11 protein-coding genes and 1 riboswitch are annotated in these 11,603 nt (G+C 55.4%); of the genes, 8 read left to right on the top strand and 3 right to left on the bottom strand.

Annotated elements, in window-relative coordinates:
- Positions 1–174 precede the first annotated feature (174 nt).
- The 5 genes from KUC_RS07865 to KUC_RS07845 all read left to right on the top strand — a co-directional run bounded on the left by KUC_RS07865 (position 175) and on the right by KUC_RS07845 (position 4,387).
- On the top strand, positions 175–1,362 hold the full coding sequence (locus KUC_RS07865; protein ID WP_040479890.1) for a M24 family metallopeptidase: 1,188 nt from the start codon (positions 175–177) through the stop codon (positions 1,360–1,362).
- 137 nt (positions 1,363–1,499) lie between these two features.
- Complete coding sequence (locus KUC_RS07860) at positions 1,500–1,871, top strand: hypothetical protein (RefSeq protein WP_007112634.1); 372 nt, start codon at positions 1,500–1,502, stop codon at positions 1,869–1,871.
- 167 nt (positions 1,872–2,038) lie between these two features.
- The gene (locus tag KUC_RS07855) at positions 2,039–3,157 is read left to right on the top strand and encodes an alkene reductase (protein ID WP_007112633.1); all 1,119 of its coding nucleotides are present in this window, start codon (positions 2,039–2,041) and stop codon (positions 3,155–3,157) included.
- Between the two features lie 133 nt (positions 3,158–3,290).
- Positions 3,291–3,758 carry a TspO/MBR family protein gene (locus KUC_RS07850; RefSeq protein WP_040479887.1) on the top strand — a complete coding sequence of 156 codons (468 nt, stop codon included), beginning with the start codon at positions 3,291–3,293 and terminating at the stop codon, positions 3,756–3,758.
- Positions 3,759–3,790: 32 nt separating this feature from the next.
- Positions 3,791–4,387 carry a cell division protein ZipA C-terminal FtsZ-binding domain-containing protein gene (locus KUC_RS07845; RefSeq protein ID WP_007112631.1) on the top strand — a complete coding sequence of 199 codons (597 nt, stop codon included), beginning with the start codon at positions 3,791–3,793 and terminating at the stop codon, positions 4,385–4,387.
- A 28-nt stretch (positions 4,388–4,415) separates the two neighbouring features.
- Here KUC_RS07845 and KUC_RS07840 read toward each other — a convergent pair whose 3' ends face one another.
- Positions 4,416–6,005 (bottom strand): ABC-F family ATPase, encoded by a 1,590-nt coding sequence (locus KUC_RS07840; RefSeq protein WP_007112630.1) that lies wholly within the window; start codon positions 6,003–6,005, stop codon positions 4,416–4,418.
- A gap of 103 nt (positions 6,006–6,108) precedes the next feature.
- A complete protein-coding gene (locus KUC_RS07835; protein WP_007112629.1) occupies positions 6,109–6,963 on the bottom strand; it encodes a sirohydrochlorin chelatase in 855 nt (284 codons plus the stop codon).
- A gap of 81 nt (positions 6,964–7,044) precedes the next feature.
- On the opposite strand from KUC_RS07835, the gene KUC_RS07830 reads away from it, so the two are divergent.
- The gene (locus KUC_RS07830; protein ID WP_007112628.1) at positions 7,045–7,617 is read left to right on the top strand and encodes a gamma-glutamylcyclotransferase; all 573 of its coding nucleotides are present in this window, start codon (positions 7,045–7,047) and stop codon (positions 7,615–7,617) included.
- A gap of 109 nt (positions 7,618–7,726) precedes the next feature.
- Here the strand turns inward: KUC_RS07830 and KUC_RS07825 are convergent, their stop codons facing one another.
- Positions 7,727–8,020 carry a hypothetical protein gene (locus KUC_RS07825; protein WP_040480395.1) on the bottom strand — a complete coding sequence of 98 codons (294 nt, stop codon included), beginning with the start codon at positions 8,018–8,020 and terminating at the stop codon, positions 7,727–7,729.
- 207 nt (positions 8,021–8,227) lie between these two features.
- On the opposite strand from KUC_RS07825, the gene KUC_RS07820 reads away from it, so the two are divergent.
- Together KUC_RS07820 and KUC_RS07810 are read left to right on the top strand one after the other, a co-directional pair.
- The gene (locus KUC_RS07820) at positions 8,228–9,898 is read left to right on the top strand and encodes an isovaleryl-CoA dehydrogenase (RefSeq protein ID WP_007112626.1); all 1,671 of its coding nucleotides are present in this window, start codon (positions 8,228–8,230) and stop codon (positions 9,896–9,898) included.
- 105 nt (positions 9,899–10,003) lie between these two features.
- A riboswitch (glycine riboswitch) is annotated at positions 10,004–10,105 on the top strand.
- Between the two features lie 88 nt (positions 10,106–10,193).
- The gene (locus tag KUC_RS07810; RefSeq protein ID WP_338036213.1) at positions 10,194–11,531 is read left to right on the top strand and encodes a D-amino acid dehydrogenase; all 1,338 of its coding nucleotides are present in this window, start codon (positions 10,194–10,196) and stop codon (positions 11,529–11,531) included.
- Positions 11,532–11,603 lie beyond the last annotated feature (72 nt).

Genomic DNA, 11,603 nt, shown 5'->3' with positions numbered 1-11,603 from the left:
ACGCGGTTCGCGATGAAACGTCAACAGGCCCTAGCGGGCCTTCAAGCCAAACGATTGAGCTGTCTTACCAGACACCATGGAGGCATGGGTAACATTTATCGCTAGCGTTGAGGGAGATAAAAGCGAGCTTAAAGCAGGTGCCTATACTGACCTTACCTATTGATGGAGGTCGCTATGGATTATCACCACTACCGCGAAGCCCTCGCGGAAACGCTCGCCCAGAGTGAAGTGCCCTTTCCCGCTGCCGAGTATCAGGCACGCCTGGATAATGTTCGTCAGGCGATGACTGCACAGGGGTTAGACGCACTGTTACTCACCGACCCCGCCGACATTAATTACCTCACCGGCTATCACACCTTTGAAGTCTCTGTTCACGCCTGCCTGGTCTGCACGCAGGGGCGGTTAGTGCTGCAAGTCGCCTCGATTGAAACCGGTGCCGCAGTGGTAACTGCTCGCGTGGATGAGATCATCGGCTATCGCTGGGAAAATCTGGACGAAATCATCACACCGTTGGCAGACCTGCTTCACCCCTGCCAGCTAATTGGCATTGATGGTTGGAGCAGCGGACTGCGCTTTGGGGTGATTGATGCGCTGATGCAGACTATCGGTCGTGAGCGGTTTAGCGAAGCAGGCATGGTGGTTGATGCCATTAGACTTGTAAAAAGCCCCACCGAACTTGAGATGCTGCAAGAGAGCGCGCGAATCACCGCCCTAGGGTTAGAAACCGCGATACACAGCATTCGCCCCGGCATGACCGATAACGATATTGCCGCCATCGGCGCCAAAGCGCTGCTCGAAAATGGCAGCGAGTTTATGAGCCTGCAGCCCATTGTGACCAGTGGACACCGCATTGGCGTGATTCATGTCAACCATAAGCGGCGTGTTATCCAGGCCAATGAGCCGGTCTTCTTAGAGTTCGGCGCCGCTTATCAACGCTATACGGCACCCATGATGCGCACCGCGGTAACAGGCGTGCCAAGCCCAGCTCTCTCCGCCACTCGGGATCTTTGCCGCTCAATTTTTGAAGCGCTCTGCGACACCATGCGTCCAGGCAATACCTTTGATGCCGCAGCCCAGACCGCCGATGCACTGCTTGCTCCCCAGCGTGACCAGCTGTTCTTCTCTGGCGTATTTGGCTATGCCGTGGGTGCGCAGTTTCCACCTAGCTGGGTGGAGGGCACCGGCTTTATCGCCAAAGGCCAGACCCGCACTTTTGAAACTAATATGGTCTTTCACCTACCGCTCTGCCTACGTGTGCCCGGCCAGTGGGGCGTCGGAATAAGCGACACTGTGGTGGTGACCGAACACGGAGCCAAACCGCTGACCAATAACGACTGGCGGTTGTTTGAGGCGCACTCATAGGTGAGTGCGCCTTATAGTCACCGTATTGACAGGTCAATGGAGTAGCGCTATCGTCAACATAGATGCAAATGAGAAACACTATTTTTAGATCTCTCATCTATATGAGGTGACAATCATTTGAGGTAAAGGTAAGCACCATGACCAGTGAGCAGCGCCAACTTCGCCAAACGTTGATATTTTTGCGCACCTCTTTTGAAGCGGTTCAGCACTCGATTGCTGGGCGCCTGGAAGACCCGCTGCCCTGCTGGCTCGATACCAGTATGCTCACTATGCTTTCGCGGGAGCTTACTCGCTGCTGCCAGCAAGCCAAACCGCTGTTCGCCCCACCGGTCACCGAACAGCTCTTTATCGCCTCCCAGCAGTGCGAGCTGCTGCTCAAGCAGTGCCCCGGGGTGCTCAGCAGCGCCGTCTGCTATCGCCAATTGGGTGCCATTATGTTGCCGCTCTCTAGCGCGCTGCAGCAGATCGATACCCCCGTCAAGCGGCGTTGGCCTTGGCAGCGGCGCTAGCAAAAGTTGATTTAACGTCTCCCCCGCTTTATCTAAAGCGGGGGTTTTGCTTTTAGAAGAAGTCACACAGGGTAACGGCCTGATAATACGATCGTTGGCGTTAACTAGTAAACTGGTCTATTCTAACGCTTACTATTTCATCGAAGCATTCAAAAGGAGCTTAATTGATGGCTTTCGAAACACTGTTTACTCCCATCCAGATGGGCAGCCTATCGCTGCCTAACCGCGTCATTATGGCGCCGCTGACGCGTTCGCGTACACCCGATAGCGTACCGGGTAAAATGCAGGAAGCTTACTACGGCCAGCGCGCCGGAGCGGGTCTGATCATTAGCGAAGCGACCAATATCTCCCCCACTGCGCGGGGCTATGTGTATACACCCGGCATTTGGACGGATGAGCAGGAAGCCGGCTGGAAAGGAGTGGTGGACGCGGTACATGCTAAAGGCGGCCGTATTGCCCTGCAGCTGTGGCACGTTGGGCGCGTTTCCCATGAAATGGTTCAACCTGACGGCCAACAGCCCGTTGCGCCGAGTGCGCTGAAAGGTGAAGGCGCTCAGTGTTTCGTCGAGTTTGAAGATGGCACTGCAGGCCAGCACCCTACCAGCACACCGCGAGCGCTGGAAACCGATGAGATTCCCGGCATTGTAGACGACTACCGCCAGGCGGCAGTCCGCGCCAAGCGTGCCGGTTTCGATATGGTCGAAGTCCACGCGGCAAACGCCTACCTGCTTAACCAGTTCCTGGCGACCGGCACCAACAAACGTACCGATCAGTACGGCGGCTCGCTGGAGAACCGTGCTCGCTTCCCGCTGGAAGTGGTAGATGCGGTGATTGATGTCTATGGCGCTGACCGGGTCGGCATTCGCATGACGCCGTTTATCGAACTGTTTGGCCTGACCGACGATGAGCCGGAAGCCATGGCGTTCTACATGGCCGAGCAGCTCTCCAAGCGCGGCCTCGCCTATCTGCATCTTAACGAACCCAACTGGGCCGGTGGCGATATCACCTTCCCTGACGGTTTCCGTGAGCAGATGCGTGAGCGCTTTAGCGGCAGCCTGATCTACTGCGGCAACTACGATGCCGAGCGCGCTGAAGCCCGCATTAGTGAAAACACTGCCGATGCGGTTGCTTTCGGACGCCCCTATATTGCCAATCCCGATTTGCCGGAACGCTTCCGCGTTAACGCACCACTCACCGAGCCGAATCACGAAACTTTTTATGGCGGTGATGAAAAGGGCTATACCGACTATCCATTTATGGACAACGGTTATGATCGTAGAAGTTAAGACACGCTTGATTTAGCGGTTCGCTAAGTCCTTAAGATTAAAAAGCATCACTTCGGTGATGCTTTTTTTATACCTACTTATTGCAAAACGCTGCTAGGCTATTGATTCTTTAGTTTGAACGAAAAGGTGATGAATGCTTAGTTCGTTATCAGCACTAATGGTATCTCTTCTGCTGGTTGGCCTTACCGCTACAACTGGCGCACGCTTTCGGCCCGATAGTTGGTACCGCGAACTAAGTAAGCCAAAATGGACACCACCGGATATCGCTTTCCCTATCGCCTGGGGCATACTGTATTTATTGATGGCTATCGCCGCATGGCGAATATATATGGCCGAAGAATCAGCATGGCGCACGGCATGCTTAGCGGTTTACGTGCTACAGCTTTTAGCCAATGCAGCATGGTCATGGCTGTTCTTTGGGCGTAAACAAATTGTTGCTGCACTGGTAAATATCATAGTGTTACTGGCGTTCATTACGATCGCCATCGCATTGTTTTACCAAGTAAGCACGCTAGCCGCTTGGCTTATGGTGCCTTACTGGCTCTGGGTAGCACTTGCACTGGCGCTCAATGCCAGCATTTTTCGCTTAAATAACGCCTGAGTGCTAATTAAAAAACAAAGGGTTTTGAGACTATGGATCGCACTACCACCATAATACTATTAGCCTTCGCGTCGCTGGTATTGGCCGCCATGGCAACGACGATATTTATTTATATCATTGTGCCTTGGCGCAGACGGCGGCGCGCAGCGAAAGTCGCAGCCTCTCGCCGGGTACAAGTAGATAACTCTGAAGAAGAGCAGGAACCTGACACCCCTGCACCTTCAAAGCAAACTAAGAAAGTCAAGCAGCATTCGCTATTCGTAGTCTTTGATCAGCCTAGCGAAGATTCAGACGAGCGCCTTACCCATTGGCTACGGGAGAAAGGCGCCCACTCCGACGCTCTCAAGAAGATATTTTTAATCGACGGTCAGCAGCCATCAAATCCCGTCACGGTCGCTAACGCCTTTCCACCAGGGGAAATGCCTGACCTGCTGCGTGGGGAAACCCATGAGCCCATTAAGGGTATTAGCCTGTTAGTGAAACCCCCGCTACGTAAGCGGCGTAATCAGCAGATGCACGTCTACGTAGAGCTCGCCAAAGAGATGCAGACGGTGTTTAGCGGCAAAATGCTCAATGCCGAGCGCGAACCCGCCACCGACAGTACCTTTGAGCAAATTATCGACGAATAAACTGTCAAAGAGACTGACACCAACAGCGTCACACCACTCCCTGGCTACGCAGGTAGTCGTCGTAGCTGCCGCTGAAATCGACAATGCCTTCCGGCTGCATATCAATAATGCGCGTCGCTAGCGATGACACGAACTCGCGGTCGTGGCTGACAAACAGCAGCGTGCCGGGGTAGTTCTCCAAGGCTAAGTTGAGCGCCTCGATTGATTCCATATCCAGGTGGTTGGTCGGCTCATCCATCAGCATTACGTTGGGTTGAGTGAGGATTAACTTACCGAACAGCATGCGCCCCTGCTCGCCACCAGAAATCACCTTCACCGACTTACCGATATCATCGCTGGAAAACAGCATCCGCCCTAAAGCACCGCGAACTACCTGCTCGCCACCTTGAGTCCATGCCGACATCCACTCAAACAGCGTGGCATCGACGGCAAAGTCGTCGCTATGATCCTGGGCAAAAACACCCAGCTCAGCGGCTTCTGTCCACTTAACTTCACCCCCATCCGGGTGCAACTCGCCCGCCAGGGTTTTCAGCAGCGTGGTTTTACCGATGCCGTTGGGGCCGATAATGGCAATTCGCTCACCGGCTTCCACAGTCATGGATAGTCGTTCAAAAAGCGGTTTCTCGCCGTTATACGCTTTGGTAATGCCATCCACGTTAACGGCATTGCGGTGGATCTTCTTGGCCTGGTCAAAGCGGATAAAGGGGCTAACCCGGCTAGAAGGTTTGATATCTTCCAGCTTGATTTTGTCGATCTGGCGCGCCCGCGAAGTGGCCTGCTTGGCTTTTGAGGCGTTGGCAGAGAAGCGGCTCACAAACTGCTGCAGTTCGGCAATCTGGGCTTTTTTCTTGGCGTTATCCGAGTGCTGACGCTCACGAACCGCGGTGGCGGCGGTCATGTAATCATCGTAGTTACCCGGGAACAGGGTAATTTCGCCGTAATCCAGATCCGCCATATGGGTGCAGACGCTGTTTAAGAAGTGGCGGTCGTGGGAGATGATGACCATGGTGCTGCTGCGCGCTTTAAGAATATCTTCCAACCAGCGGATGGTGTTGATATCCAGGTGGTTGGTTGGCTCATCAAGCAGCAGTACATCCGGGTCTGAGAACAGCGCCTGGGCCAGCAGCACGCGCAGCTTCCAGCCGGGAGAGACTTCGCTCATCGGGCCGGAGTGTTGCTCAATGGGAATACCCAAGCCCAGCAATAGTTCACCTGCGCGGGACTCAGCGGTGTAGCCGTCAAGCTCAGCAAAGCGCACTTCCAGATCAGCGACGGCCATGCCGTCCTCTTCGCTCATCTCTGCCAGCGAGTAAATACGCTCGCGCTCGGCCGCGACCGACCAGAGCTCGACGTTGCCCATGATCACGGTATCGATAACGCGCTCGTTCTCAAACGCGAACTGATCCTGTCGTAGCTTACCTAGCCGGGTACTGCTATCCAGCATCACCTGGCCGGAAGAGGGCTCCAAATCACCACCGAGAATTTTCATAAAGGTGGATTTGCCGCAGCCGTTCGCGCCGATCAGGCCGTAACGGTTGCCGTTATTGAATTTAACGGAGACATTTTCAAACAGGGGCTTGGCCCCAAACTGCATGGTGATATTAGCGGTTGCGATCACAAAAAGGAGCCCGGTTAGCGTGTCATTTACAATAAGATAAATAGAAAGGCTCGCGATTCTACGCGCTATTGGACGGGTATTCACCCATCAGACTTTCGTCATATCAGGTGATTGCCGGGATATCGATTAGAAAGCGTTGATCATCAAGCGCTTGGCGCAGTCGCGAGTGCAAAATATCGACAACCCCTTGGTGCTCCCCCACCAGTTTAGTCGTGGTAACGGAAAGCTCTGGATGCTGCTGTTCAGCGGCCGCAGATATTTCTGCAATATCGCCGCCCTCCCCAGCGTGACGACCCGGCGAAAGAAACAGCATCGCCAAGATAACGGGGCCTGTCTTAAACTCGGGAAGCGTCAGCAAGTTTTCCAACAGCGGCTCGTTAAAACGATATTCATCCCCCTCGCGGCGCTCCATGGAGGCAGCGGCGACACAGGCTACGTCATCGCCAAGCAGCACGCTAAGCTGCCCCGCTAGGCGGTTACGCACGGCAGTAACGTCAGGAATCGGACTGCCGTGATCCACCAGCGCCACATGCGGCTTAGTACCTGGCTGAAGTTTGTCGCGCACGTTGTCAGCCAGCAGATGGGCCAAACGCAGGTCATTACTACCGAACTCATCCACCAAGGGCTGGGCTATACGCACTTTCACATGGGGAAAGCGCTCTTGCAGCGTGGCCATACGTTCAGGCAGGTAGCCGGTGAGGGCTTTGCTAGGGCCGAAAAAGAACGGAATTACGACAATCTCCGTTGCCCCCTGTTCAGCACTGCGCTCAGCGTTGGGGCCAAGCGTTATCGCTGGGATACCCTCAACCTCCGCGGCTGGAATCTTATTAGAGTGCAGTAGCGAAGCCGCCTGCACGGTTTCGCCAATCAGCTCGCTAAGCGAGGCCGCCACGCGGCGTAAATTCAGCGTTGCCTGGGGCCGCAGGGAGCCATTATCGACCAGAAAAATCGCGCGCATGTCTGTCTCCCAAGTGATCGTCAGTGACATGATAAGATAGACGCTGAAACAAATACGCCGAGAACATGATGCTTGATACTGATGTTTGACACCACTGCCTTAAACCAGCAAAGAAACTTCTTCGAGGGCCATGCGGCTATCTGGCTGTTTGGTTACGGCTCGCTGATTTGGAAGGCCGATTTTGACTTCCTGGAGCGCCGCCCGGCTTATATTCTCGGCTGGGAAAGGCGATTTTGGCAGGCTTCCCACGACCATCGTGGCACCCCTGAAGCCCCTGGGCGTGTAGCGACGCTGATCCGCGCCAAGGATTCGATTTGCCACGGTATGGCCTACCGCATTACCCCGGAAGTATTAGCACCGCTGGATGTGCGGGAGAAAAACGGCTATTTGCGGGAAAAAGTACCGCTGACCTTTGTTGATGACAATGGCAACGGGGTCGAACAGAGCGAAGGGCTTATTTATCTAGCCAGCGATGACAATCCGGCCTTTCTAGGCGAGGCGCCGCTTGCCGAGATGGCCCAGCAAATTGCCAGTGCCCATGGCCCAAGTGGCCCCAACCGCGACTACCTGGTCAATCTGGCCAGGGCGCTGCAGGAACTGGGCGCGGAAGATACGCATATTTTTGCGCTAGAGCAGCAATTGAGACACTTTTAAGCCCATTAAGCTGTTTTTTACCTATTGGTCATTTTTAATAATAATTTTATAAACAAATCCCAAGCTCGCTCGTCTTATTAGGTAGGAAGGCTAAACCCTCTCGGTGTATCTACATCATCAACCACGACAGAATAAACAGCCCCAACACGGTACGTACAATACCGCCGATCAAAGAGCCGCGCAGAAACGCCCGCAAACCGCCCCACAGAATCAGCAGCCCGATCACTAATACGCCAATGCTGAAAAACGAATCATTGATTCCCAACGACCTAGTTAGTCCGTCAATAAAATCGCCGAACGCAGCAAAGAAGTTGGTGAAAATGCCTAACAGAAACTCCACCACCACGCGGATGGCTTCGCCGATAGTCTGGCCGATTTCGTCAAAAAAGCCGTTTGTCTGCATCGCATTTGCTTGCATTGATAATACTCAAGACTGAGAAGGATAAGCCGCATTGTCGGTTAAATACGCTGACTGAGCAAAGCAGCACAACATCCCGCCCCCCATCGCCTTCAATGTTTCGCGTCTTTCCTACCAAGCAACTACGATAAGAACTATAAAACGTACGTTTAAATAAACACAATTATCATCTCTAGCCGCTAGGTTCTTGCTATGACTCACCACTATCCTCTTGCCGACCAACTCCAAGCCAGCACCCATCAGGTGGAAAACCAGCCACCGTCGCTGGAGAACTACAACAGCTACACCACTGATCGCGCGCTTCAGGAGGGTGTTAAACGCGAAGGCGGCACTGACGACGCTTCACTCAAGGCATTTGGACAGTGGGCAGGCTCGTCTGAGGCCATCGCCTTAGGGTTTGACGCCAACCGTTACTCACCCCAACTGGTGACCCACGACCGACAAGGCCACCGGGTTGATTTGATTGAGTTCCATCCGGCCTATCACCAACTTATGCAAACCGCGGTGGAACACGGCCTGCACGCGAGCCCCTGGCGAAGTCCAGGGCCGGGCGCCCATGTAAACCGGGCCGCCAACTACTTTCTGCACACCCAGGTGGAAGCGGCTCACGGCTGCCCGATCACCATGACGTTTGCTGCCCTGCCCGCGTTACGCCATCAGCCCAGCCTGCTTGAGAGTTGGGGCGATAAAATCACCGCGCCGCACTACGACCCACGCAACGTGCCCTATTTTGACAAACAGGGCATCACCCTGGGCATGGCAATGACCGAGAAGCAGGGTGGTTCGGACGTACGCCTGAACACCACTCGCGCCTATCCGATCGATCAAGGCGGGCCAGGGGAAGCCTACGAGCTAGTAGGGCATAAGTGGTTTGTTTCCGCGCCGATGTGCGACGCCTTTCTGGTGCTCGCCCAGGCCCCCGGCGGCTTGAGCTGTTTTTTGCTGCCGCGCTGGCGGCCCGACGGCAGCAAGAACCCGCTCCATATCCAGCAGCTAAAGCGCAAAATGGGCAACGTGGCGAATGCCTCCAGCGAGACGGAGCTGCGCGGCGCCTTTGCCTGGATGGTGGGCGAAGAAGGCCGCGGCGTGCGCACCATTATTGAGATGGTCGCCATGACCCGCTACGACTGCATGATTGGCTCCGCTGCCGGAATGCGCCAAGCCACCGCCCAGGCGATTCACCACGCCTCTCATCGCCATGCGTTCGGGGCGCGTTTGAGCGAACAGCCGCTGATGCAAAACGTGCTCGCCGATCTGGCCATCGAGAGCGAAGCTGCTACCGCCCTGATGCTGCGCATGGCCCGAGCGATGGATCAGCAAGACAACGAGCACGAGCGCCTGCTTGCACGTATTGCCACGCCGGTCGGCAAGTACTGGATCTGTAAGCGCACGCCCCACCACGCCTATGAAGCGATGGAAGTCATCGGCGGTAGCGGCGTCATGGAAACCCACATAATGGCACGCCTGTTGCGCGAGTCGCCCATCAACGCCATTTGGGAAGGCAGCGGAAATGTGCAGTGTTTGGACATCCTGCGCGCGATTGAAAAACAACCTGAAGTACTCGACGCTTATTTCGCCGAGCTCGGCCTTTCCAAGGGCGCCAATCGGCATCTTGACCGCTTTATTCAGCAATTACAGCGGGAGATGCAGGATACCCAAGCGCTTCAGTACCGCGCTCGTCAGTTGGCGGATGGTATGGCCCTGGCGTTACAGGGCGCCCTGCTAGTACAGCACGCTCCTGCTTATGTGGCCGATGCATTCTGCGCTGGCCGGCTAGCTGAACGCAGTGGCCTCAATACAGGCACGCTGCCCACCGGACTGGATTGCGCGGCGATCATCCAACGAGCCCAGCCCTTGGAGTGAACCCCGTGGAATAAGCGTTCACGACCATGGTCGTCTTTCATGCTAAAACTGAACACGTTAAAACTGACCATGTTCAAACTGACCATGTTCAAAACAATAAGCACCAATGTGATAGCGGGAGAGCTTGGCGCATCAACAGTCGATGTCGCCAGCGCCGAAGGAGCAACAGCCCCGGAAACTCTCAGGCAACCGGACCGCTATCATCATCACTTTCCGAAGAGCGGCTGATGACTGCGTCACTCAGCCCACCGAAGGAGCAAGCGCACCCAACGGATGCGTGAATCTCTCAGGTTCCATGACGGAAGGGGTACGCCCAGCAGCTTACGCCGTTAGGTGGGATTCCCGACGCTCATACAATCTGGAGAGAGTTATGCAACGCATTGCCGTTATCGGTGGTGGTATCACCGGCATTACCAGCGCCTACGCCCTGGCTAAACGTGGCTATGAGGTCACCGTGTTTGAAAAACATCGCTACGCGGCGATGGAGACGTCCTTTGCCAACGGCGGTCAGCTTTCAGCCTCAAACGCTGAAGTGTGGAACCACTGGCCGACCGTTATCAAGGGCCTGCGCTGGATGCTCAGAAACGACGCCCCTCTTTTAGTTAATCCCCGCCCAAGCTGGCATAAGCTCAGTTGGTTTGGCGAATTTATCGCCTCTATCCCCCGCTACTCTGCCAACACCACAGAAACTGCTCGGCTGGCCATTGCAGCACGCGAGCACCTGTTTCAATGGGCGCAGGAAGAGCAGATCGATTTCGATTTAAAGCAGAAAGGTATTCTGCATATCTACCGCGATAAAAAGGGCTATGACCACGCCGCGAAGGTATCGCAACTGCTCAGCCAAGGCGGCCTTGAGCGACAGCCGGTGACGCCCGAGGAAATGCGTGCCATCGAACCTACCCTGGCGGGCAACTACTACGGCGGCTTCTTTACCGAAAGCGACGCCACTGGCGATATCCACAAGTTTACCCACGGCCTCGCGCAAGCCGCCGAACGTCGCGGCGTAACGCTTAAATATGGCCACAGCGTGCAGGATATCGGCGCGGACGAGCAGCACGCCTGGATTACCGCCGATGATAGCGCTGATCTCGGCGGCGAGCCGGTGCGCGAAACCTTTGATAGCGTGGTGGTATGCGCAGGCGTAGGCAGCCGAGCCCTGGCTGCCAAGCTAGGCGACCGGGTCAATATTTACCCGGTCAAAGGCTACTCTATTACTGTGCAGCTTGACGATGCCGCCTCCCAACAGGCCGCCCCTACCGTTAGCTTGCTGGATGATGAAACCAAGCTGGTGACCAGCCGCTTGGGCGATGACCGCTTCCGTATCGCCGGCACCGCCGAGTTTAACGGTTTTAATCGCGATATACGCGACAACCGGATTCGCCCGCTGATTCGCTGGGTGGAAGAGTGCTTCCCCGGCGTCAGCACCCGCCGCGTGGTGCCCTGGGCGGGCCTGCGCCCGATGCTCCCCAATATGCTGCCCAAGGTCGGCCGCGGTAAATTACCCACGGTTTTCTATAATACCGGCCACGGTCACCTGGGCTGGACGCTCTCCGCGGTCACCGCCGATATGCTAGCGGATGCAGTGGAGGATAAAAACGCCCGCACTCAGCAAGCAACCCAGCCGCTTACCTAGCCTCACTTAAAATGACCACACTGGAAGGCCTGGCATCCGTTAAGATATAAAACACCCCACCACAGGTGTGTT

Origin of the sequence: Vreelandella boliviensis LC1 (assembly GCF_000236035.1) — a bacterium.
In the GTDB taxonomy this organism is placed as follows: Bacteria; Pseudomonadota; Gammaproteobacteria; order Pseudomonadales; family Halomonadaceae; genus Vreelandella; species Vreelandella boliviensis.
Note: the sequence above shows the minus strand (reverse complement) of the source record. Positions and strands in the feature narration are given on the sequence as shown.